Origin of the sequence: Mycobacterium dioxanotrophicus (genome assembly GCF_002157835.1) — a bacterium.
Lineage (GTDB): Bacteria > Actinomycetota > Actinomycetes > Mycobacteriales > Mycobacteriaceae > Mycobacterium > Mycobacterium dioxanotrophicus.
Map to the genome: position 1 here is coordinate 6,979,302 of NZ_CP020809.1, position 22,205 is coordinate 7,001,506.

Annotated in this window: 21 protein-coding genes and 1 pseudogene; 7 read left to right on the forward strand and 15 right to left on the reverse strand. The window is 64.8% G+C overall.

Translation table 11 applies throughout. From position 1 onward, the window contains the following. Positions 1 to 22: 22 nt before the first annotated feature. The 7 genes from phoU to BTO20_RS33895 form a co-directional block, all read right to left on the reverse strand. Positions 23 to 667, reverse strand: coding sequence for a phosphate signaling complex protein PhoU (gene phoU / locus BTO20_RS33865; protein WP_087080542.1), 645 nt, complete (start codon positions 665 to 667; stop codon positions 23 to 25). 49 nt (positions 668 to 716) lie between these two features. Next, positions 717 to 1,769 (reverse strand): YncE family protein, encoded by a 1,053-nt coding sequence (locus BTO20_RS33870; protein WP_232490936.1) that lies wholly within the window; start codon positions 1,767 to 1,769, stop codon positions 717 to 719. Positions 1,770 to 1,799: 30 nt separating this feature from the next. Further along, positions 1,800 to 2,828 (reverse strand): alpha/beta fold hydrolase, encoded by a 1,029-nt coding sequence (locus BTO20_RS33875; RefSeq protein ID WP_087080547.1) that lies wholly within the window; start codon positions 2,826 to 2,828, stop codon positions 1,800 to 1,802. Positions 2,829 to 2,855: 27 nt separating this feature from the next. Then, the gene (locus tag BTO20_RS33880; RefSeq protein WP_087080549.1) at positions 2,856 to 4,103 is read right to left on the reverse strand and encodes a threonine/serine exporter family protein; all 1,248 of its coding nucleotides are present in this window, start codon (positions 4,101 to 4,103) and stop codon (positions 2,856 to 2,858) included. Between the two features lie 152 nt (positions 4,104 to 4,255). Then, positions 4,256 to 4,666, reverse strand: a complete 411-nt coding sequence (locus BTO20_RS33885; RefSeq protein WP_232491297.1) for a DUF5078 domain-containing protein — start codon at positions 4,664 to 4,666, stop codon at positions 4,256 to 4,258. Between the two features lie 68 nt (positions 4,667 to 4,734). Next, positions 4,735 to 7,638, reverse strand: coding sequence for an MMPL/RND family transporter (locus BTO20_RS33890; RefSeq protein ID WP_087080554.1), 2,904 nt, complete (start codon positions 7,636 to 7,638; stop codon positions 4,735 to 4,737). Further along, positions 7,635 to 8,060, reverse strand: coding sequence for an MmpS family transport accessory protein (locus tag BTO20_RS33895; protein ID WP_087080556.1), 426 nt, complete (start codon positions 8,058 to 8,060; stop codon positions 7,635 to 7,637). The genes BTO20_RS33890 and BTO20_RS33895 overlap by 4 nt, the downstream gene beginning before the upstream one ends. Before the next feature lie 133 nt (positions 8,061 to 8,193). Here BTO20_RS33895 and BTO20_RS33900 point away from each other — a divergent pair, with 133 nt between their 5' ends. Then, a complete protein-coding gene (locus BTO20_RS33900; RefSeq protein ID WP_087080558.1) occupies positions 8,194 to 8,859 on the forward strand; it encodes a TetR/AcrR family transcriptional regulator in 666 nt (221 codons plus the stop codon). Between the two features lie 4 nt (positions 8,860 to 8,863). On the opposite strand, the gene BTO20_RS33905 is transcribed toward BTO20_RS33900, so the two are convergent. Then, complete coding sequence (locus tag BTO20_RS33905) at positions 8,864 to 9,487, reverse strand: IMPACT family protein (protein ID WP_087080560.1); 624 nt, start codon at positions 9,485 to 9,487, stop codon at positions 8,864 to 8,866. Positions 9,488 to 9,759: 272 nt separating this feature from the next. Here BTO20_RS33905 and BTO20_RS33910 point away from each other — a divergent pair, with 272 nt between their 5' ends. Both BTO20_RS33910 and BTO20_RS33915 read left to right on the forward strand, forming a co-directional pair. Continuing rightward, positions 9,760 to 11,793, forward strand: coding sequence for a toprim domain-containing protein (locus BTO20_RS33910; protein ID WP_087080562.1), 2,034 nt, complete (start codon positions 9,760 to 9,762; stop codon positions 11,791 to 11,793). A gap of 9 nt (positions 11,794 to 11,802) precedes the next feature. After that, the gene (locus BTO20_RS33915; protein ID WP_087080564.1) at positions 11,803 to 13,941 is read left to right on the forward strand and encodes a DNA gyrase subunit A; all 2,139 of its coding nucleotides are present in this window, start codon (positions 11,803 to 11,805) and stop codon (positions 13,939 to 13,941) included. 10 nt (positions 13,942 to 13,951) lie between these two features. On the opposite strand, the gene BTO20_RS33920 is transcribed toward BTO20_RS33915, so the two are convergent. Continuing rightward, the gene (locus BTO20_RS33920) at positions 13,952 to 14,275 is read right to left on the reverse strand and encodes a hypothetical protein (protein WP_157680394.1); all 324 of its coding nucleotides are present in this window, start codon (positions 14,273 to 14,275) and stop codon (positions 13,952 to 13,954) included. Between the two features lie 218 nt (positions 14,276 to 14,493). On the opposite strand from BTO20_RS33920, the gene BTO20_RS33925 reads away from it, so the two are divergent. Both BTO20_RS33925 and BTO20_RS40800 read left to right on the forward strand, forming a co-directional pair. Then, positions 14,494 to 15,234 (forward strand): hypothetical protein, encoded by a 741-nt coding sequence (locus BTO20_RS33925; protein WP_157680395.1) that lies wholly within the window; start codon positions 14,494 to 14,496, stop codon positions 15,232 to 15,234. 124 nt (positions 15,235 to 15,358) lie between these two features. Further along, positions 15,359 to 15,508 (forward strand): annotated as a pseudogene (locus tag BTO20_RS40800) (RDD family protein); the annotation flags it as partial. Between the two features lie 66 nt (positions 15,509 to 15,574). On the opposite strand, the gene BTO20_RS33935 reads toward BTO20_RS40800, so the two are convergent. Further along, positions 15,575 to 15,793: a dodecin gene (locus BTO20_RS33935; protein ID WP_087080570.1), complete on the reverse strand. Its 219-nt coding sequence runs from the start codon at positions 15,791 to 15,793 to the stop codon at positions 15,575 to 15,577. A 488-nt stretch (positions 15,794 to 16,281) separates the two neighbouring features. Next, complete coding sequence (locus tag BTO20_RS33940) at positions 16,282 to 16,653, reverse strand: hypothetical protein (protein WP_087080572.1); 372 nt, start codon at positions 16,651 to 16,653, stop codon at positions 16,282 to 16,284. Positions 16,654 to 16,898: 245 nt separating this feature from the next. Between BTO20_RS33940 and BTO20_RS33945 the strand changes: the two genes are divergently transcribed. Both BTO20_RS33945 and ripB read left to right on the forward strand, forming a co-directional pair. Further along, the gene (locus BTO20_RS33945) at positions 16,899 to 17,561 is read left to right on the forward strand and encodes a winged helix-turn-helix transcriptional regulator (protein WP_087080574.1); all 663 of its coding nucleotides are present in this window, start codon (positions 16,899 to 16,901) and stop codon (positions 17,559 to 17,561) included. A gap of 310 nt (positions 17,562 to 17,871) precedes the next feature. After that, positions 17,872 to 18,531, forward strand: coding sequence for an NlpC/P60 family peptidoglycan endopeptidase RipB (gene ripB, locus BTO20_RS33950; RefSeq protein ID WP_232491298.1), 660 nt, complete (start codon positions 17,872 to 17,874; stop codon positions 18,529 to 18,531). 16 nt (positions 18,532 to 18,547) lie between these two features. Here the strand turns inward: ripB and BTO20_RS33955 are convergent, their stop codons facing one another. The 4 genes from BTO20_RS33955 to BTO20_RS33970 all read right to left on the reverse strand — a co-directional run bounded on the left by BTO20_RS33955 (position 18,548) and on the right by BTO20_RS33970 (position 22,045). Then, the gene (locus BTO20_RS33955) at positions 18,548 to 19,489 is read right to left on the reverse strand and encodes a M56 family metallopeptidase (RefSeq protein ID WP_087080578.1); all 942 of its coding nucleotides are present in this window, start codon (positions 19,487 to 19,489) and stop codon (positions 18,548 to 18,550) included. Then, positions 19,486 to 19,890: a BlaI/MecI/CopY family transcriptional regulator gene (locus BTO20_RS33960; protein ID WP_087080580.1), complete on the reverse strand. Its 405-nt coding sequence runs from the start codon at positions 19,888 to 19,890 to the stop codon at positions 19,486 to 19,488. Before BTO20_RS33960 ends, BTO20_RS33955 begins: the two co-directional genes overlap by 4 nt. 120 nt (positions 19,891 to 20,010) lie before the next feature. Further along, positions 20,011 to 21,243 carry a L,D-transpeptidase gene (locus BTO20_RS33965; protein WP_087080582.1) on the reverse strand — a complete coding sequence of 411 codons (1,233 nt, stop codon included), beginning with the start codon at positions 21,241 to 21,243 and terminating at the stop codon, positions 20,011 to 20,013. 145 nt (positions 21,244 to 21,388) lie between these two features. Then, the gene (locus BTO20_RS33970) at positions 21,389 to 22,045 is read right to left on the reverse strand and encodes a VOC family protein (RefSeq protein WP_087080584.1); all 657 of its coding nucleotides are present in this window, start codon (positions 22,043 to 22,045) and stop codon (positions 21,389 to 21,391) included. Positions 22,046 to 22,205 lie beyond the last annotated feature (160 nt).

Here is a 22,205-nt window from a genome sequence, read left to right on the forward strand (position 1 = left end):
CATCTCCCACTTGCCGTGGGGTTCAGCGCTGCTGTTTCCCCGTCGTTTGGTAGATGACGCGGTTGGCGACATCGACAGCGTGGTCGGCGAAGCGTTCGTAGTAGCGGCTCAGCAATGTGACGTCGACGGCCGTGACGGTGCCGTGTGACCAGCCCGGGTTCATCACCTGTGCGAACAGTTCTCGGTGCAGCTCGTCCATCGCTTCGTCATCGACGTTCAATTGCGCGGCTTGGTCTGGATCCCGAGCCAGCACAACGTTTTTCGTGTCCTCGCTGAGTCTCACGGCGATGCGGCCCATCTCGCCGAAATAGTCGGCAACCTCGGCGGGTACTGCGATCGCGGGATGGCGTCGTCGGCTGATCCGCGCGACATGCGTCGCCAGCGCACCCATGCGCTGGAGGTCGGCCACATCTTTGAGCGAGCTCACCACCGCTCGCAGATCACCGGCCACGGGGGCTTGCCGAGCCAGGATCACCAGCGCGTCGGATTCGAGCGATGTGCACAGGTAGGCGATGTCGTTGTAGCGGTCGATGACGTCTTCGGCGATCTGCAAGTCAGCCTGCAACAGCGCCTCGGTGGCGTGGTCCATGGCAGATCCGGCGTGATCGCACAGGTTCGCGATCCCACCGTGGAGGGCGTCGAGCTGCGCGCGAAAGGCGTGCCGCATACGCGCTGATGCTATGACGTACGCGGCGGCCTCGCACCGAACCGTCCGGTTATCGGGACAAAGCCGCGCTCGGTCGGTATTCCCACAACTGCGGTGTGCCGTGACCGTTGTCGGCAACAGGGAGATAGCTCTGGCCGGTTACGGGGTCCACGGCCACGGTATGAGCCCCGTCGGCGACGTGAGCCGATCCGCGCGCGTGCAGATGTCCGCGGTCGTGGTCGGCGATGCTCACCCAGCCGCTTTCAGTGGCGACGTACACCCGACCTCTCGGCGGATCGTAGGCGAGCACATCGGGCGAATCACCCACCGGCAGCGTGTCGACGACGGTACGGCCCGCGAGATCGACTGTGGCCAGGGTGGCGTTGCCTTCGCAGCCAACAAACATCACCTGGTGGACGTTGTCGAGCACCTGGCCATGTGGGTGATCGCATCCCGGAGTCGCAATGCGGTCGACGACCGACTTCGAGACGGGATCGACCACCGCCAGGTCACCACGGCCTTGTACGGCAACCACCATGCGGTCGATGGCGGGATCGTAGACGACGTTGCCGACATCGCCGCCAAGAGGCACGGTCGCCACCACCGCACCGGCTCCGGCGTCGACAACGGTTTCGTTTCCGGCACTTTCATTGGTGCTCCACACCGTATGCCGTAGCGGGTCGTAGGCCAGACCATCCGGATAGGCGGCAGTCGAAGCGGTAAAGACGGTGGCGGCGCTGTCCTCGTCGAGCGCCACCAGCTGGTTGCGAGCCGTCACGGTCGCATAGACCCGCCTCTGCTCGGGCACCACGATCACGCCGTGCACATCTGGCAGGTCGTTCACGGTACGCAGCACCCGGTGGTGGGTCAGATCGACCTCGACGAGTTGACCGGCACCCATATGCGCCACGAACAACAGACCTCTTCCAGCATCGAGTGCCTGGTAATCGAAACGCCCTGTGCCACCGGTCAGATCGAGCGTCGACACCTGTTGCCATGGCAAGGACTGTGGACCGGCCGAGCCACCCGTGCACCCCGCCGCGGCAAGAACGCCGGTCACCGCAACGTCGAGCAGACGCCGAGCCGCGGCCCGCCCCACCATTGCGTGACCTGAGTTAGTCACAGGTTGAACCGTACGCCGGGGATGCCGAATCTAGGCTCCGGCAAGCATTTCCTGTGCTGTGGGCAGTTGCGGCCGCGACCGATCGAGGAACACCGGCGCCTGCGGATCGGCGCTCACCGCACCCGGTGCGGTGGGCGAGCTATTCGACAGAGTGGCGCTGAGAACCTGCACGAATTGTGCAGGCTGATCGTTCTGCAGGTAGTGGTTGGCGCCCGGCAGCAGCCAGAACTCGTTAGCGCCCGGCTTGGTCGCGAGGTAGTTGTTCCAGACGTACGCCGCGACCCGGAGGGGCGATATCTCGTCGTACAACCCCCACACCACAGTGGTTTTCACCGGCATGACGGCCAGCGCCTGCAGCCATTCCTGCTCGTGCTCGGATCGTTCCACCAGATACTGGATGGTGTCGTGAATGACGCCGATGCCGTCGTTGACACCGAAGGTGTCTGCCAGCGCAGCGATCGCCGGATCATCCAGTCCACGCCGCGGCGTGAACGTCGTCTGCCCCAAGCCGGCGGCGAGGATCTGGGGCGTGATCGCCGCGATCGTCGCGGGAGCCGATTCAGGATGCAGGACGAGTCGTTGGAACTCGTTCAGATTCGACAAGGGCAGAAAGATATTGCCGTTGCTGAGCACCAGATTGGACACCGCGAACGGCGTCTGCCCCGTGCTACAGCGGCGCGCGAACGCCAGCGCGACACTGTCGCCGCGATCGTGTGCGACGACAGCGCCCTCGTGCGCACCGAGGACGTCGACCAGGTAGTAGCCGAGCAACTCACTGTCGCGCCGCAGGGTGTAGTTCTCGCCCTTGGGCTTGTCCGAGAATCCGAAGCCGGGCAGATCGAGGACGCACGCGCGATAGTCGGCACTGAGCTCCCCCACCACGTCCTGCCAGTCGATACTGCTGGTCGGAAACCCGTGCACCATGAGCAGCACCGGCGCCTCGGGATCGCCGAATTCGGCGTGGAAGATGTTCAGGGTGCGGGCATGCCGCATGGGTTCGGTCGGAACCCACTCGAAGTGAGCACCCGCTTCGAGCCACGCCTGGGCAGTTCGTTCCATGCTGGGCCCCTCTCGGTGTCCGACCCATCAATATTCTGCGTCGTCGCGGAAGCGGATGCGGGGCGGTATGAGCGCCCAGATGGCGCGCCCGGCCTGGAATCCCAGCGAGATCGACAACATCGAGACCAGCATCAGAATGATCGCGTTGGTGCTGTCGCCGTCGCCGCCGACGATCTCGGTGATGCCGACCAGACCGATCGAGCTGGGCACCATGAGCCAGAACCCGGGTACGAGCAGGACCCGTGAGGACGGGGTACTGCGCAGCTCACCCAGCGCCAAGGTGCAGATCATGAGTGCCAAGCCACCACCGAATCCGCTGGTGTACGCACCGAAGAGTTCAGCGGTGCCGAATTGAGCGGCGTAGCTGACGTACAGGATGAGCAGCAGCCAGGGCATGAATCGGCGGGGCGGCCCGTGGTAGAGCATGATTCCCACGCCGTACACCGCAACCCCCAGCCACGGCGCCCAAGGGCCGAGGAGGTTTCGCGGTGCGTCGGTCAACTCCCACTGCGTGATGCCGAGGGCTTGGATGCCGAGCACGATCCCGAGCGCGAGCTGTGCCAGCCGGGTGAACCCTTGCGTGAGGCGGGCCGCCGCGGAGACGACTTCACCGGTAGACGCCTCGAGTATTGCCAGCGTGATGCCGACACCGGGCAGGAACAACGTCAGCGGCGGTATGAGCACCCGCAGACTGTCCTGCCCCATGTGCAGCAGCCGTCCGATGCTGAACGCCGCGAACGTGACGATGAACGCGCTGATGAACGGCAGGAGCCGCAGGAATGCGGCATTGAAGCGCGCGATGATATCGAGAGCCCCGACGACCAAGCCGAAACCGGTGGCCGCCACCAACCCGACCGGAGTCGGCTGCAGGATCAGTCCGTACGCCGCGCTCTGCACTGCGTACCCGATCATGTTGACCCACCACGGAAGCGGGCGGGGCAGCGCCAGAATCCGGTCGAGCTCAGCGGTGCCGTCCGAGGGACTGATGAAGTTCCGATACGTTCTGCGCACCAATGCGCCGAGTTGGAACGCCTGGTCGTAGCGCAGGCTCTCCCCGACATGCTCGATACGGCTGTCACAGGATTCGCCGACCTGGATGTAGTTCGGCAAGATCAGAAAACGAGGTTCGAGACGAAAGCGGTCGCTGGCACGGGTGAGCACCATCCGCACATAGTCGACCGAATAGTCGGCGGCGAGCATCGCGGCACCGAGCCGCGCCAGATAGTCGACGACTGCGCGCTGCTCGTCGTCGACGTGCTCAACCGTCTCGGACACGATCGGAACTGTAAAACGTTTGCCGTGCGGACGTGCCGAGTTTGGCGTGCAGAACCGTACTCGAGTCGCCTCAGGGCGATTTCAGCGATTCCGCAGGATCGACAACCCGGTCAACAATTTTCGCCGTCGGTAATTGTTGACCGGGTCCGCAATCAGGTCCAGTTCCACACCGACATGTCGCCTGCCGGGTAGTTCATGCAGACGTCGGTGGTACGGGCGGCCACTCCTTTGTTGTTGAAGAACAACTTGGCCCAGTTCGGCCACCGCCAGGACATGTTCTCGTAGAACGCGTTGGTGGCCGTGTCCTCGGAGTACTGACGCCGTCCGGCGTAGTCCAGCGAGAAGAACCAGTGGATCCGGTCCTGGGCACCTTGCTGATCGGCCGCCGGCTTGTTGTTGTAGTCGATCATGTAGCGCTCGTAGTACACCGGTTCGACATCACGTGCGGCAGCCATGATCTGCTCAGCGGTACACGGCGTTTTGAGAATGCGGTTCGGGATCGGGTAGTCGTCGGTGGCATCGGCCGAGGCGAGCGCCGGAACGGCTCCCACTGTCGCGGCCATCGCGACGGCGGCGACAGCACACCGAATCAGGTTGGTAGACAATCCTTTACCTTTCGCTTCCGACCTCATCAGGCCAACGCCTCCTCGGGGTTGCGTTGGATCGCCTTCGGCCAGGGTTGCGGCACCGGGCGCTGACGGACCCGCTGTGGCCACCAGAACCAGCGGCCGAGCAGCGTGGCGATCGACGGTGTCATCAAACTCCGGACCACGAGGGTGTCGAACAGCAAGCCGAGGCCGATGGTGGTGCCGACCTGGCCGATGATGATCAGATTGCTGACCGCCATCGACGCCATGGTGAAGGCGAAGACCAGACCGGCGGCCGTGACCACGGCACCGGTGCCGACCATGGCTCGGATGATGCCGGTCTTCAAACCCGCGTGGATCTCTTCTTTCACGCGGGAGACCAGCAGCAGGTTGTAATCCGCGCCGACGGCAAGTAGGACGATGACCGACATCGGCAGCACCATCCAGTGCAGCGGGATGCCCACGACGTGTTGCCACAGCAGCACCGACAAGCCGAATGCCGAGGCCAGACTGAGCACCACCGTGCCGACGATCACCGCCGAAGCCACCACGGCACGGGTGAGCACCATCATGATGATGAAGATCAGGATCAACGCGGACGCCGCGACGATGAGCAGATCGTAGTTGGCGCCCAGCTGCATGTCGTTGTACATGGCTGCGCTGCCGCCCAGATAGATCTTGGCTCCCTCGAACGGTGTCCCCTTGATCGCGTCGGCCGCCGCGACCTTGAGCGGCTCGATACGTGAGGTTCCCTCCTGTGTCAGCGGGTCACCCTGGTGAATGATGGTGAACCGCACCGCATGTCCGTCGGGCGACATGAAAAGCTTGATCCCGCGCTGGAAGTCGGCAGTCTGGAACGCTTCCGGCGGCAGGTAGAACGAGTCGTCGTTCTTGGCCGCATCGAACGCCTCGCCCATGGCGGTGGAGTTCTCCTGCATCGCCATCGTCTGGTTCTGCTGAGCCTTCTGCACCTGGTACTGGTTCAGCAGCGTCCGCTTCTGATTCTTCATGGACTGGATCTGTGCCGGCATCACGGCGACCATCCGCGGCATCAGGTCGGCCATGCGCTGCATGTCGGGAACCAGATCCTGGAAGTCGTCGGACATCGTGCCGATGCCGTCGAGGCTGTCGAAGACCGACCGCAGGGACCAGCACATCGGAATGTCGAAGCAGTGCGGTTCCCAGTAGAGGTAATTTCGGAGCGGCCGGAACTGGTCGTCGAAGTCTGCCAGGTGGTCCCGAACCGACGAGATGTCACCAGAGGTGGTCTTCATCTTGTCGGCCATGCGCTGCGACACCGCGGCGAGGTCCGTCTGGATGTTCATCATCTCGGTCATCGCGTCGATGCTCATCTGAAGGTCGTCGGCCTGTTTGAGCATGTTGTCGAGATTGGTCTGCATGTAGTCGTTGTTCATGATCTGGCTGGTGCCGTTCTGGCCCAGCGTGTACGGGATCGTCGAATGCTTGATCGGATCCCCGTCGGGTCGCGTGATGGTCTGCACCTGGGCGATGCCATGAACGGCCTTGAGCGCCTTGGCGATCTTGTCGATGACCAGGAAGTCCGCCGGGTTCCGCAGATCGCGATCGGTCTCGATCATCATCAGGTCCGGGTTCATCTTGGCCTCGGAGAAGTGCCGGAAGGCGGCCGCGTAGCCGACGTTCGCGGGAACGTCCTCGGGCAAGTAGATGCGGTCGTTGTAGGTCGTGTGGTACCCGGGCAGAGTGATCAGGCCGATCAGCGATGCGACGATGGCGCACACCAGGATTGCGCCGGGCCACCGCACTGTGGCGGTGCCGATCCGATGCCATCCGCGAGACTGGGTCACGCGTTTCGGCTCCAGGATGCGGCCGAAGCGGCTCAACACCGAGATGACGGCGGGCCCCATGGTCAGCGCCGCGGCCACGACGATCACCATGCCGACCGACAACGGGATACCCATCGTCTGGAAGTACGGCAACCGGGTGAAGTGCAGGCACAGCGTCGCACCGGCGATCGTCAGGCCCGAGGCCAGCACAACATGCGCTGTGCCATGGAACATGGTGTAGTAGGCCGATTCTCGGTCTTCACCGGCCCGCCGCGCCTCCTGATATCGACCGATCAGGAAGATCGCGTAGTCGGTGGCCGCGGCGATGGCCAAGGTGACCACCAGGTTCGTGGCGAAGGTCGTCAGCCCGAAGACGTTGTGGAATCCCAGGAATGCCACCAACCCCCGGGCCGCGGACAGTTCGAGTACCACCATCACCATCACGATGAGCATGGTGATGACAGACCGGTAAACCCCCAACAGCATGACCGCGATGACCGCGAAGGTCACCATCTCGATCATTTCCATGCTCTTGTCGCCGACGGCATTCTGATCGGTGCTCGTCGCCGCGGGTCCTGTGACGTACGCCTTCACGCCTGGCGGAGCGGGACTTTCGGTGGCGATGTGGCGCACCGCCTCGACCGACTCGTTGGCCAGCGTTTCACCCTGATCGCCTGCGATGTAGACCTGGACATAGGCGGCCTTGCCGTCGGCACTCTGTGCGCCTTTAGCGGTCAGAGAATCGCCCCAGAAGTCCTGGACGTGCTGCACGTGGGTGGTGTCGGCGCGCAGATCCCGAACCATCTTGTCGTAGAAGTCGTGGGCATCGGCACCCAAGGGCTGATCGCCTTCGAGCACGATCATCACCGAGCTGCTGGTGTCGTATTCCTGGAACACCTTGCCGACCCGCTTAGTGGCAATCATCGATGGCGCGTCGTTGGGGCTCATCGACACCGCGCGCAGCTTGCCCACTTCCTCGAGCTGCGGGACGACGGTGTTGAGAACGGCCACGATCGCAATCCACGCCAGGATGATCGGTACCGCGAACGTTCGGATGAACCGCGGAAGGCGCGGCCGCGGGGGCGCGGCGTGGCGTGCCGCCGGTATGGCGTCGGTCGGAGCGTCGTCCGTCGGCGCGCTCATGCGGCCTTCACAAAGCAGAAGGTTTCGGCGTTCATGCCGGTAGCGGTCCTCTCCTGTTTGACCTCGTCATCGACGGTGACGCGGCAACCGATGCTGTCGCCGTCGCCCTGGGCCATGATGTTGGGCATCACCGAAGGCAGCGTGGTCTGCAGCGTCAACGTCCACGGCAACGGCGTGCTCGGCACGCGCTGAGGCTTGCCTTCCAGATCCATGTAGTTGATCACTGCCGTCGCCCCCGAGCCGAAGATCTCGTACTTGACGATCTTGGGATTGAAGTCCTCGGCGTTGTCCGAGGATTTGTCCGTCACGACAACGGGATTCGAACCGAAAACCTTCCGCACGTTCATCACCATCAGGCCGCCCGCCACTACAGCGACGATGATCAAAACAGGGAGCCACATTCGTCGCAGCGCCTTGGTCATGGTGGGCCTCTCAGCGTTCAGTGGATTCGCGACGACCTTGTGCGCGACGCCTGCTCAGTTCAGTTAAGCAAGCTAACCTATTAAGTGGATAACTTCAATCCACTTATGACCCCGATCACTTAAGCTGGGAGATATGACCGACGGAACTCGCCGCGTGCTGCGAAAGGATGCAGAGCGCAACCGGCAGCGTGTTCTCGACGCCGCGCGGGAACTGTTCGCCGAAAAAGGTCTCGAGGCGACGCTCAACGACGTGGCACGGCACGCCAACGTCGGGGTGGGTACCGTGTACCGCCGCTTCGCCACGAAGCAGGAGCTGCTCGATGCGGTCTTCGAGGACGGTATCGACCAGGTCGTCGCGCTGGCGGAAACCGCGTTGCAGAAAGAGAATTCGTGGGACGGGTTCGTGTGGTTTGTCGAGCAACAGTGCGAGCTGACCGCGACCGACCGTGGGCTGCGTGAGATGGTCTACAGCAGGGGCTACGGCGGCCATGGGGTCGAGTGCGCACGACTGCGGCTGTCCCCGTCGGTGACCAAACTTGTCGAGCGCGCCCGGGCCGACGGCTATCTGCGGCCCGACGTCGAAGGCTCGGACATGCCGATCCTGGGCCTACTGGCCGGAACGGTCAGCGAGTGGGCCGGCCACGTCGAACCCGACCTGTGGCGGCGCTACGTCGGACTGCTGCTCGACGGCATGCGCCAGCGCGACGACCAATCAGGGCTGCGCGTGGACGCGCTGCAAGACGAGCAGATGGATGCGGCGATGCGTGGTTGGCATCCGGCGGGCAGCCCGCCCCGATGAGACGTCACGCGCTGCCCCATACGTGCCCCATGTGAACAAGTTCCCCACGGCCCGAAGTTATTTCAGCCACCGCGGATTCCAGGGTCGTCGCCTCGGCACAAAGCACCCTGATGACCGCCTTCTGCCCGTAGTCGACGCCGTCGACCTCGAATCCGCGCCTGCGCAATTCCGCCTCGACCCATCCCGCCTCGGCGTGATCGACCGCGAGCGTGAACACCTGCATCCGGACCCGTGCCTGCAGCGGCGTCGATTCGAGTGCCGACGTGACTGTGCCGGAGTATGCGCGCGTGAGCCCACCGGTTCCGAGCTTGATACCGCCGTAGTACCTCGACACCACCGCGACGACGTTCACCAGCTCCCGCGCTTTGAGGACAGCCAGGATCGGTGCGCCTGCGGTTCCGCTCGGCTCGCCATCGTCGCTGTACCGCTCGATGCGACTCTCGGTTTCGTCACCGAGGACGTAGGCGAAACAGTGGTGGCCCGCTCCGCGTTCTAGTTCGCGGGCGAGCGCGACGAATTCGTGGGCTTCTTCCTCGCCGCCGCACTGGCGGAGCCGGGCGATGAACCGTGACTTCTTGATCGTCTCCTCGGAGTACGGCCTTGCCTCAGGGTCGAGCGAGAACGACATAGGCGGAATTGTAGGAGTGCGGGTCGCGCCGACCGCCCCGTCAACAGCGGATGACTGTTCTCCTCAACAGCGAGCATCGTTCTTCAGTACGGACAACAGTGTTCAGAAAAGACCAGCTAGAAGGTCGACGCGCCACCTACTGGAAAGGCACCTGCCGCATCGCCCGAGCGGCATACCCAGAGCTGTCGGTCCCGACGCCTACGATTCCTGCGGCACAACCTTTGACGAAACCCCGATCGCCCTGACACCGGCCGCGGTGGGAAGGACCAGCAGTGAGTTACAACGCCGCAGACATCACCGAGCTCGACGATGTCCAGCACACGCGCCTGCGGCCCGCGGTGAACCTGGGCCTCGACGTGCTCAACACCGCGCTGCGTGAGCTGGTCGACAACGCGATCGAGGAGGTCGCCGACCCCAGCCACGGCGGGTCCACCGTGACCATCACCCTGCACACCGACGGATCGGTCAGCGTCGCCGACGACGGCCGCGGCCTGCCCGTCGACTCCGACCCGGTCACCGGGAAGAACGGCATCGTCAAAACCCTCGGCACCGCACGAGCGGGTGGCAAGTTCTCCGTCCACTCCGACGCCGCCAGCACCGGCGCCGGTTTGAACGGCATCGGCGCCGCGGCGGCCGTGTTCATCTCCGCCCGCACCGATGTGACGGTGCGGCGCGCGGGAAAGACCTACCTGCAGAGCTTCGGCCGCGGTTACCCGGGCGTGTTCGAAGGCAGGGATTTCGATCCGGACGCCGAGTTCACCCGCGCTGACACCCACAAACTCCGCGGCACCGGCAACCGCAAGCCCGACGCGCACGGCACCACGGTGCGCATCCTGTTCGACCCGGCCGTGGTGCCGGATTCGAACGTCGACATCGGCGAGGTCCTGCTGCGGGCACATGCCGCGGCGCGCATGTCGCCCGGAGTGCACCTGCACGTCATCGACGAAGGCTGGCCCGGCGAGGATGTACCGCCCGCGTTGATGGAACCGTTCAACGGCCCGTGGGGCACCGACACCCTGCTCGACCTCATGTGCACCGCTGCCGGCACTCCCCTGCCCGACGTGCGCGCCGCCGTCGAAGGGCGCGGTGAGTACACGACCGGTCGCGGTCCCACGCCGTTCCGCTGGTCGTTGACCGCCGGGCCTGCCGAACCGGCGACGGTGGCCGCGTTCTGCAACACCGTGCGTACCCCGGGCGGCGGATCGCATCTGACGGCCGCAATGAAAGGGTTGTCCGAAGCCCTGGCCGACCGTGCGTCCCGCATCCGCGATCTGGGCCTGGCCAAAGGTGAGGACGGCCCGGAGCCGCAGGACTTCGCCGCGGTCACCGCGCTCGCCGTGGACACCCGCGCACCCGACGTGGCATGGGACTCCCAGGCCAAGACCGCGGTGTCGTCGCGGTCCTTGAACGTCGCGATGGCCCCTGACGTCGCGCGCAGCGTCACCATCTGGGCGGCCAACCCCGGAAACAGCGACGCGGTGTCGCTCTGGACCAAGCTGGCCCTGGAATCGGCCCGGGCGCGACGCAGCGCCGAAGGCGCCAAGGCCCGCTCCCGCGCAGCGTCGAAAGCCAAAGGGCTGGGAACGAATCTGTCGCTGCCACCGAAGCTGCTGCCCAGCCGGGAAACCGGCCGCGGGTCGGGTGCCGAGCTGTTCCTCTGTGAGGGCGACTCGGCGTTGGGCACGATCAAAGCGGCGCGCGACGCCACGTTCCAGGCGGCTTTCCCGCTCAAAGGGAAACCACCCAACGTCTATGGGTTCACCGTGAGCAAGGCACGGGTCAAAGACGAGTTCGACTCGATCGAACGCATCCTGGGTTGCGGGCTGCGCGACAACTGCGACCCGGAGCAGTGCCGCTACGACCGGATCCTGTTCGCCTCCGACGCCGATCCCGACGGCGGGAACATCAACTCGAGCCTGATCTCGATGTTCCTGGACTTCTACCGCCCGCTCGTCGAGGCCGGGATGGTCTATGTGACGCTGCCTCCGCTGTTCGTGGTCAAGGACGGCACGCAACGCATCTACTGCCAGGACGAGTCCGAGCGCGACGCCGCAGTGGCACAGATGCGCGCCACCTCCAAACGCAAGGTAGAGGTGCAGCGCAACAAGGGCCTCGGCGAGATGGATGCCGACGACTTCTGGAACACCGTGCTGGATCCGCAGCGGCGCACGGTGATTCGCGTACACCTCGACGACGGTGACAAGAAGTTGCACCACACTCTGTTCGGCGGGCCGCCCGAGGGCCGGCGTACGTGGATGGCCGATGTCGCATCCCGCGTCGACACCTCCGCGCTGGATCTGGACTAGGAGTACGAAGTGACCGCCACCCTCGACGTTCCCGAACAGAACCCGGACCTGGTGCTCGACCAGAGCGCCGACGACTACTGGAACCACTACCAGCTGACTTTCGCGCTCTACAGCGTCAGCGACCGTGCCATCCCTTCGGCGTTCGACGGACTCAAGCCCGGTCAACGGCGTCTGCTCTATCAGATGCACGACTCGAAGCTGCTGCCCGGCAACAAGCCACAGAAGTCCTCGAAAGTGTGCTCTGCCGTCACCGGCAACCTGCACCCCCACGGCGGCGCATCGATGTACGGGGCGGCCGCGTTGATGGCCGCCGAGTTCCAGCGCGTGAAAGTCATTGACGGGCAAGGCGCTTTCCCACGCATCCAAGGTGACATTCCCGCTGCCGACCGTTACACCGAGATGCGGCTTTCGGCGCCCGGCGCGGCGCTGACCGCCGAACTCGACGATCACGCGGTGCCCATGGTGTCCACATTCGACGGCGAGTGGATCGAGCCGACGGTGCTGCCGGCACGGTGGCCCGTGCTGCTGTGCAACGGCGCGGTGGGTATCGCGGAAGGCTGGGCCACCAAGGTGCCGGCACACAACCCGCGTGAGGTCATGGCTGCCTGCCGGGCACTGCTGAAAACCCCGAACATGACCGACGACAGGTTGGTGAAGCTCATTCCCGGCCCGGACTGGGGCTGCGGCGCCACCGTGGTCGGCACCACCGGACTGCGCGAGTACATCACCACCGGTCGCGGTGCATTCACGGTCCGTGGCACCTTGACGGTCGACGGAAAGAACGTCGTCATCACCGAACTGCCGCCCGGTGTCGCGAGTAACACCGTGCAGGACAGGATCCGGGCCCTGGTCGAGTCCGGCGAACTCTCGGGCGTGGCCGACATGTCCGATCTGACCGACCGCCGCAACGGGCTGCGGATCGTGGTCACCGCCAAGCGCGGCCACAGCGCCGAGACCATCCGGGATCAACTGCTCGCGTTGACCCCATTGGAGTCGACATTCGCCGCCAGCCTGGTCGCCCTGGACGAGGACCGGGTACCGCGGTGGTGGTCGGTACGTGAGCTGATCAGTGCGTTCCTGCATCTGCGCGATTCAGTGGTGGTGCGCCGCAGCGAGTATCGGCTGGAAAAGGTCGTCGCGCGCCGGCACCTGGTAGCCGGCCTGCTGAAGATCCACCTGGACATCGATGCTGCTGTCGCGATCATTCGGGCCTCCGACACGGTCGACGAGGCCCGCACGGGCCTGCAGGAGCGGTTCGAGATCGACTCCGACCAGGCCGACTACGTGCTGGCGCTGCAACTGCGGCGCTTGACCCGGCTCGATGTCATCGAGCTGCAGGCCGAGGCGGAGAAGCTGGACGCCGAGTTCGCCGATCTGACCGAGCTGGTATCGAATCCCGACGCGCGACGAGTGGTCATCGACAACGAGCTCGTCGAGACCGCAAAGCTCTTCAAGGGACCCGAGTTCGACCGCCGCACCGTCCTGGATTTTGACGCCACCCCGACGGCGTCGAGCGCCGACGAGGACGGCCCCCGCGAACGCAAAGTCAATACCGCTTGGCGCCTTGACGATCGAGGGGTGTTCTCCGACAGTCACGGCGACCTCCTGACCTCGGGCCTGGGTTGGGCGGTGTGGACCGACGGACGCGTCAAGTTCACCAACGGCAACGGTCTGCCGTTCAAGATCCGCGATATCCCCGTGGCACCCGACATCACCGGTCTGCTGGGCTCGGGCGTGTTGACACCGGGCTACCACCTGGCGCTGGTGACGCGACGCGGCAAGATCCTGCGTATCGACCCCGCCGCGGTGAACCCTCAGGGCGCAGCCGGAAACGGCGTGGCCGGGGTGAAGCTCGCGGGTGAAGGTGACGAGGTCATTGCCGCACTGCCGATTTCGTGTGAAAACGGCGAAGCCATCCTGTCGATCTCGGAAAAGGGTTGGAAGGTCACCGAAGTCGCCGACATCCCGGTCAAGGGCCGCGGTGGCGCCGGGGTCGGGTTTCACCCATTCGTGGGCGGTGAGGACGCGGTGCTCGCCGCGTCCATCTCGACGACCGGGTACGTGCGCAACGGCAAAGCGGTACGCGCCGAGAAGCGCGCGAAGGCTTCGGTGAAGGGGTCAGGCACCGACGTGTCGCCTGCGGGATAAGGGCCCGCGTCTACGGCACCTCTTGTTTGGCCCAGTCTAAAGCCATTGCCTCCCTGTAGAAGCCATGCACAAACGCGGGACCACCGGCGTTCACAGCGAAGAGCAGAGGAAAGATCGCCCCGAACACCCAAAGCACGGCTTGGGCCTCCGACTGGTTCGGTTCGTGCACAACAGCCTCGATAGCTGACCCGATGCACGACAGCGCGGTCAGCAGCCACACGAACGCGGTGATAACAGCTGGGACGGACACCGGCGACCACCAGCGACGATGATGACCGGTGTTGAGCAGTAGCGAGATCGCGGCGAGGCTCGCAGTGATGAAGCTGATTGTCATAAGGCGCATGCTGCACCAAAGGTGCGACACCGACAATAGATCGGTGTCGTTGCGGCACTGGTTCGCCCTGGCCCACCCTGCTTGATCACCGGCGCTTCGCCATCTCCTGTAACCCCGCGACTTATCTATCACCGTGCACCGGGACATCGGCGTCCGCGGTCTCGCGATGGCGGACCGTGTGCCGGCGGGCCGGTGAGAGAGGAGTGACAGATGACGACATGCTGGCGGCCGAATGCCGGTCGACGCGCGGTGCGGATTTGCGCGATTGCAGGCCGTGTACACACGGCAGGCAAGGCCCGCCGATGAGCCTTGACGCAGCTCGTACTCACCCGAAATCCGTCGCCGTGGCGCGCGCAGTCACCACTGTTGCCGCGAGCCTGGTCTTGGCCTTCGCCGCTGCATGTTCGAGCGTCGACGTAGGCAAGCTGGTCCCCACCTATGACCCGGACACCTCGGCGCCACCTGTAGAGCTGACCGGTGGCGATTTCCAAGGGGTGTGCAGTGGTGCAACTGCGTCACGCGCGACAGCTTTCGATCCACAGGCACAGTCCCACAAGGTGATTCTGTTTTCTCCCCTCAACGGCTCACTCGTGGAGGACACCAGCATGCTGCCCACGGATTGGACGGTCCAGTACAGCCAAAACAGCGATGCCTACGTGGAGATCGACCTGGTGGCCTGTATCCAGGTGACCGATGAACAACCCTTGAAAGAGTGCACCGGGTACGAGGACAACGGCGCCGCGACCGGAAACAGGGTCAACCTGCGGGCCGCGACGTACTCGCTCTCAGTGCGGTCGGCGGTAACTGCGAAAGAGCTCGGCCGGACGGAGTTATCGACCACCGATGACACCTGCCCGATGTTCATGAGCTTCGACGATGGCACCCAAGTCAAGACCTACGACGTACCGCCACCCAAGGATGACGTTGTGGCGTTCGTCAAGCAGTTCGCACAACCGTAACAGCTTATCCGCCAACGATAGTCGTAGCCGAAGCGGAACGGCGTGATTCTCGCCGTAGCTCAGTGCACTTGCCTGGATCATCGATTGCGTCCCTGCAATGATGCCGAAAAGGTATCAAAGGGCCGGCGAATCAATCGGATTCGGCATGTCACCGGTGCGGCAGCTGGCACACGCGGTTGACGCGCCCATCTGCTACACCGGATGTCTGCTTCCGCTGTGCAATGCTCGCCGCCAGACGCTCGCCGACAAGAGCACCTCCACCGTCTGCGTTCCTCACCGACAGCGGCGGCGTGGAACCGAGCACGCGGCTAGCGGCTGGGCTCAACCGGCCGAGCGGAAATCAGTCGGCCGCGGACTCCAACCGGAATCCCACCTTGAGGGTGACCTGAAAGTGTTTGACCTCGCCCGCTTCGAGGTGGCCGCGGACCTGCTGCACCTCGAACCAGTCCAGGTCGCGCACAGTCTGCGAAGCGCGTGAGATGGCGTTGCGGATGGCCGCATCGATGCCATCTGGCGAACTGCCCACGACCTCGATGACACGGTAGACGTGATCACTCACAGTGGTCCCCTTTCGGACGTCAGCCTGGACGTCCAAGCGTACTGGTTACATGCGTTGCCGGGGCGGTCAAATCGCCATAAGTCGTTCACCGCTTGTGCCGAACACCATGCGCCGCAACCACTCCAGCCATGGGTGGGGACAAGCGCTCCCGTCCCGATATGGTTGGCGTTTCAGTAGACCAGCTACTGCAGCAGTCCCGCGGCGAGGAGTTCAGCGGCGTCACCGTCGGGTGTCAGAACTCGGGCGGTTGCACGAAGCGCTGACGTCTGGTTTTGCTGGCGCAGTTGGTCTTTGAGTCGGCAACTACCGGGGCATAGCGCCTGTTCTGGACATCAGCAATACCGCTGTCGATGCTCAGGCGCCACGATGGATGCGGCGCGCAGCGTCGCACCACATTGCGGGTAATGGTAGTCGACCTATGAGACAGATTGTCGTGCTTTTCGATTGGCCCACGTGCGATCAGGAAATGTCTCGCGCTCGACGCGTGGCTATGCCGACAGATGTCCGTCGACAAGGCAACTACCACCGGCCGCCCTAGTGTGGATGTCGGCGCAGTGCAGGGCGACATCGTCGAGGAGGTCGACGTCGCCGAGGGGTAAGGTGGCCCTCAATGTCACCGGATTGTGCATGACATCGAGGTGGAATACCGCGTCGATCAGCTCCCTGCGCAGCCGTGGCGAAGGGTTCCCGGCAGCGATGTCGATGCTGAGCTCGATGGCCGAGGAGCTGGGCCGGATGTCGGCGAACGCCACATCGGCGTACCCGGCGACGATGCTGACGTGATATTCGCCGTGCTCGGCAGTGACACAGGTGGACAGGGCGCCGGCGTACTGGTCGAGGTCGGCGTGGGATTCATTCATCGCTGCTCCCGTGCACATCGATAGGTGGCGAGCCGTTTGATGCGTCCGCGCTGATCGGGCCGCCCGATGATGCCCATGTGAGGAGGTCCGTTACTACGGTCTCACCATTCTCGCCCCGACGGAAGGGCCCTTGGTCATCAGGTCGCACGGCGATCGGCAGATGCCAAGGTCACGATTGATTAAAGAAGCACGTCCGCACTCAGAAACGACCTTCTACGATCTACGTAGTAGGTCAGTATTACTGAATGCGAGATGTCCACGCCGCACCTCGGGTCCTCGTCGTCGACGATGCAGGTGGGTGGGTGCAGGGCATCCTTGCCGAGCTGCGGCGTCACCGGATGCCGGTGTTGGTGGTGCCGGAAGGGCCCGCCACCTGGGACCTCACCCACCATTTCCAACCACGGGTGATCATCCTGAGTGCATTCTCTCGCCAGTGTGCGGCGTGGCAAACCGGCGACGCACATGTCATCGAGGTGGACACAGACAGCCCTACCGATACGGCCCTGACCGGAGCCGACATCGCGACTCTGGCGTGGCGGCCCGACAACGCCAATTACCCGATCCAGACCGTGAGGGCGAGCGGGAGACACCCGTTCGGAAGGCAGATCTTCGGGCCTCTGTGCATTGATACCGTCCGCCGCCACGTGTCGGTCGCCCATGTCGAAATTCGCTTGACCCGGACGCAGTTCGACATTCTCGCCGCCCTGGCACGCCGCGCGGGTGAGGTCGTGTCCCGGCCCGAATTGATGACCGAGGTGTGGGGTCCACAACGGACCGGTAGCCCGGGGCTACTCGATGTCCACATCGGGAAGCTGCGCAAGCGGTTGGGCGATGACCCCACGAGACCCATGCTGATACTGACCGTCCGGGGACGCGGCTTCCGCCTCGCCCCCGAAGGCTGGCACTGAACACACGGAAGTTCTTCGGGCACATCGAATTACGTCCGTGAAATTCACACGACGGGTGTTACCAAAGTGAACAGAGTGTTGTACGGTACAAAACATACGTATCTACTACATAGGTACGTAAGTCGTAACGATGCCAAGCACCGGACGCACGCAGTGCGACGACATGTCCCGGTGCCGTCGGACTTGGCCATGACAGGGAAGGGAGAACGCGATCATGCCTTCCCCGCCGCACGCATTTCAGCACCGCCCCGCGACGGACCCACGTTGGTGGGATCGCCGGACACTGTTGCGCGCGGGATATCTGGCAGTCATGTCGGTGACGGTGTACGCCGCGCCGGTCGCTCACGCCGAACCGAATACGGGGGCGTGGGATCCGACGTTGCCCAATCTGCTCAGTGCGGGCGCCCCCGGTGACCCGGTGGCCATAGCCAATGCCTCGCTGCAGGCCAGTGCCCGGGCCGCACAGACGACGATGGACCTGGGCCGCTCGTTCCTCGGGAGTCTGGGGCTGATGCCGACCAACACCATGACGGCCCCCGGCGCACTGCGCGGCAACCGGGTCTACGGCAGACAGGCGATCGAGTACGTCATCCGGCGGGCCGGCTCTCAGATCGGGGTTCCGTACTCGTGGGGAGGCGGCAGTTTGACGGGGCCCAGCCGCGGAGTGGATTCCGGCGCCGACACTGTCGGGTTCGACTGCTCGGGGCTGGTCCGGTATGCGTTCGCCGGTGTAGGAGTGCTGCTGCCAAGGTATTCCGGCGACCAGTACAGTGCGGGCCGCCAGCTTCCCCCCTCGCAGGCCAAGCGCGGAGATCTGTTGTTCTGGGGGCCCGGCGGTGGCCAGCACGAAGCGCTCTACCTCGGCGGCGGTCAGATGCTTGAGGCACAGCAGACCGGGGTGCCGGTCAAGGTTTCGCCGGTGCGCACCTCCGGGATGACGCCCTACGTCACGCGCATCATCGAGACCTGAGGCCTCGACGGCGTCGCTAAATGCAGGGCAACAGTCCGGCGATGTCGAGAACGACCAGGCTGGCCGGCGTGAGGAGAAACGCCGTTGCAGCGGCGGCGAGCCCAACTTGCGCAGTCACGCGGCCGCCGGGCTCGGGGCGCGACAGCAGACGCTGTGCCCGGCTCAACACGGCGACATCGGCCGCACCGAGCGCACCGGCGGGTACTGCAGCGACCAATGCCAGCAAACCGCCGACCAAAGCGTGGCGACCGTGGCAGCGGGCGGCAGCGTCGTCGGCGCACATTTCCAGCAACCGCGACACCTCGGTGGCCGCCTGGTTCATCAGCGTCAGACGCGAAAACACGGTGGCCACGCCCCGCAGAATCGTCATCACGGCGGGATGATGCCCGGCCACGTGAGCACGTTCGTGCGCGATCACCGCGGCGAGTTCGTGACGGTCCAGCACGGCCACCGCCGCGCTGGTGACCACGATGGTCGGCGGACGGCCGGCCACGCAGTACGCGGTACGTTCGGGCGCGTCGACGACGTACACGTCGGGCAGGTCTGTCGGGTGCCCGACGAGGCGGACGGCCTGGGCGTGCGCGCGGGCGTGGCCCCGCAGCCGCACGATGGTGCGGCCGCCGCGCACCACCAGGTAGACGACGCCGGCCAGCACCACGCCCAGGCCAGCCAGCACCCCCGACTGCGCGTACCGACCGGCTTCGCCGGCGGCCAAGCGGCACAGCACTTCCACGCAGCACCGCACCAGCGAATTGTGACGACCCCAGTGGGTGGCCACACTGACCGCGAGCAGGATCGCCGCGGCCAGCCACGCCACCAGCACGCTGGCGACCGCACCCAACCACGCCGCGACACCGATCCGCGGGGCATGACCGGCGCGTGACAGGCGGCCCAACACCGACGGCCCGAACGCCAGCACGGCTGCGCCGTAGGCGAGCAGGCCCGCCGCCGCGTTCACCGCTTCTTCGTTTCGGCCGTTTTTGCCCGGCTCGTACGGCGCGCCAGGCGGCGTAGCGCCTCGCGCAGCCGTTCGGATTCAGCCGGGTCGATCTGTTCGATGAAGTAATTGAGCACGAGATCCGAGCGCCCGCCACCGTCGAGGGCTTGCCGCATGAGTTGCGCGGAATGTTCTTCGCGGCTCATGACCGGCCAGTACCGATAGGCACGTCCGTCGCGCTCGCGACTCAGCCAACCCTTGCCGTGCAGGTTGTCCATTGTGGACATCACCGTGGTGTACGCGATCTGACGCTCGGCGGCGAGTTCGTCGAAAATGTCACGGACTGTGACCGTTTCGGGATTGTGGCTCCAAATACGGTCCATGATCACGGCTTCCAGTTCCCCGAAACCTCGTGTCCGCACGGCTTATACCCTCCGACGTCGTCGCGACCACCCTACCGCGCCCGGTGACCCCTGGGCCGCTGCGGCACAGCGATTGCCACGCGATATTGCAGCGTGTACTGACTTTCATCGTAGATGGCGTCAGCTCAGCGCACTGCCTTTCTGCCAGTGCTCCCACGGCACACTCCAGTCGCCGTTCTGCCAGATCTGTAGGGGCTCACCGCCGGTGTTGCGTACCTCCACGACGTCGCCGGGTTGCGAGAAGTCGTAGAACCAGCGGGCGTTGTCAGGGTTGAGGTTCAGGCAGCCGTGCGACACGTTGGTTTTGCCTTGCGCCCACACGGTGCTCTCCAGCTGGTGCAGATAGATCCCGTCGGTGCTGATCCTGGTGGCCCACGGGATGATTTCGCGGTATCCGAGCCGGGAATTGATAGGCAGGCCGTAGGTCGAGGAGTCCATCACCACTGGGTTGGCCTTGTCCATCACCGTGTAGACGCCGCGCTGGGTCCAAAACGAGATGGTCTGCCCATTGACTGTCTCGGTACCGCCCATACCCATCGAGGTCGGCATCGTGCGCACCAGTTGACCGTTGTTGAACACACTGACCTGTTTGGTGGTGTCGTCGGCGATCGCCACGTGGGCATCACCGATGACGAAGCTCACCTGCGCATCTTCCTGCCCATACAGGCCGTCACCGAGGGCAGCCCCATAGATGTTGGCTTGCACCAGGATCGTGGTACCAGGGGCGTGGTACTGCGCGGGTCTCCAGTGTGCGCGCTGGTCGTCGAGCCAGTACCAGGACCCGGTCACCGCCGGCGCGGTGGTCACCAGCAGTCGCCGCTCGGCCGCGGCCTTGTCGATGATGGGCTCATCGAACCGCGCCACGACGACGGTGCCGATTCCGTAGGTCCCGCCGTCGCGCAATTCCGCGCCGGACGTCGTGGTCAGCCTGACCCGGGTTTGATTGTCCGGCAGCAGAGTCGAGAAAGTCGAATTACGTTGCAGCCGTGACCCGTCGGGAGCGACAGCGGTGGCGGTGATGGTGTAGGTACGTCCGTAGCCCAGCGGGACGCCGGGCTTCCACAGCGTGGCATCCGGCGTGGTGATGCCGACGATGCGGGTGCCCTGTTCGTTGACCATCACCACCTCCGACAATGCGGCAAACCGCGCCGAAACCTCCACCGGCGCCATCGGATCCACCTCGGCAGCCGCCGAACCGGGGGTGATCGTCAGCTGCGCCGGAGGTGGCGGAGCGCCATCCCGCTGCTGACGAGCCGTCGGGCCAGAGTCCGCGCAGCGAGAGATACTCACCACCAGGGCCGCCCCGAGTGTCGCGGTGAGCAGCAACACCGCGGCCAGCACCCGCACGCGCATCCGGCGGTCAATCGTCACGTCGGCCTCCCACCCGAGAACTGCGGAGACAATGCACCATCCACCACATCTACTAGGCTACATAGTAGATGGTGGGCTGTGCTGCCTGCGCTCGCGCGGCAACCTCCCGGTTACCGCCCGAGGGGCATCAGCTCAACGCAGTCGTGGGTTGAGTGTGGAGCAATGCCACTGTGCCCTCATCGGTTTCAATATCGACCTGGGCGACACCCCGCCCAGCAGAAAGACACACCACCGGCAACTCAGGGTTCTCGACGCCGACACGCGTCATCAACCAGGCCTCCACCTCAGACCGAGCCTCGCCGACCGACACTGCCCGCACCCCACGCGGCCTGACCGTATGCCCAGCGGCCAACAAGCCAGGATCCTGATTACCCGCGTCCCTCGCCAACAGAAACGGCAGCCCCGAGGACTCCAGCGCCCGCGTCATCCCCAGATGCCGCACACCCACACCCGCACGCGTCAGCCGTCCGATCGGCAACCCCACCTGCTGCGACCGGGCATCCAGTTCATCGGCGGCCACAGCCACCGCCCACCCGGCGAACGCCTCCTCGGCCCCGGCCAACGCCGAAAGCACCAACCGGCCGAACGGATTGCCCCCAGCAAGGTCAGCATCATGCACAGCGACCAACTCCAGATACCCACGACCCAACGGAACGATGCAGTTATGGGTTCCCAAGCCGTCGTGCACACCCCCTTTGACCGCGGCCAGACCCGACGTATCAGCCAGCCGGCGCGCCGACTCGCCGAGATCGGTTGTTGCGACGACGATGTGATCGAGGTGCACGAGCGTGTGTGCCCTTTCTAGATAACCCGACGGGCAGGTGGCGATGGAGTCGCCGCTACGGACATCGCGGTCGATGCTAGTCGCAGTGGAGATCTGCGCGTTGACTCTCGGTTGCTGCTACGTCGCCGAAGTTGGCCGGAGATCGTGTGGGGCGATGCCG

Coding starts and splice junctions, on each gene's coding strand:
- phoU (WP_087080542.1), bottom strand. CDS start 667: ATGCGGCACGCCTTTCGCGCGCAGCTCGACGCCCTCCACGGTGGGATC.
- BTO20_RS33875 (WP_087080547.1), bottom strand. CDS start 2,828: ATGGAACGAACTGCCCAGGCGTGGCTCGAAGCGGGTGCTCACTTCGAG.
- BTO20_RS33885 (WP_232491297.1), bottom strand. CDS start 4,666: ATGGCCGCGACAGTGGGAGCCGTTCCGGCGCTCGCCTCGGCCGATGCC.
- BTO20_RS33890 (WP_087080554.1), bottom strand. CDS start 7,638: ATGAGCGCGCCGACGGACGACGCTCCGACCGACGCCATACCGGCGGCA.
- BTO20_RS33895 (WP_087080556.1), bottom strand. CDS start 8,060: ATGACCAAGGCGCTGCGACGAATGTGGCTCCCTGTTTTGATCATCGTC.
- BTO20_RS33900 (WP_087080558.1), top strand. CDS start 8,194: ATGACCGACGGAACTCGCCGCGTGCTGCGAAAGGATGCAGAGCGCAAC.
- BTO20_RS33905 (WP_087080560.1), bottom strand. CDS start 9,487: ATGTCGTTCTCGCTCGACCCTGAGGCAAGGCCGTACTCCGAGGAGACG.
- BTO20_RS33920 (WP_157680394.1), bottom strand. CDS start 14,275: ATGACAATCAGCTTCATCACTGCGAGCCTCGCCGCGATCTCGCTACTG.
- BTO20_RS33925 (WP_157680395.1), top strand. CDS start 14,494: ATGCTGGCGGCCGAATGCCGGTCGACGCGCGGTGCGGATTTGCGCGAT.
- BTO20_RS33940 (WP_087080572.1), bottom strand. CDS start 16,653: ATGAATGAATCCCACGCCGACCTCGACCAGTACGCCGGCGCCCTGTCC.
- BTO20_RS33945 (WP_087080574.1), top strand. CDS start 16,899: ATGCGAGATGTCCACGCCGCACCTCGGGTCCTCGTCGTCGACGATGCA.
- ripB (WP_232491298.1), top strand. CDS start 17,872: ATGTCGGTGACGGTGTACGCCGCGCCGGTCGCTCACGCCGAACCGAAT.
- BTO20_RS33965 (WP_087080582.1), bottom strand. CDS start 21,243: ATGCGCGTGCGGGTGCTGGCCGCGGTGTTGCTGCTCACCGCGACACTC.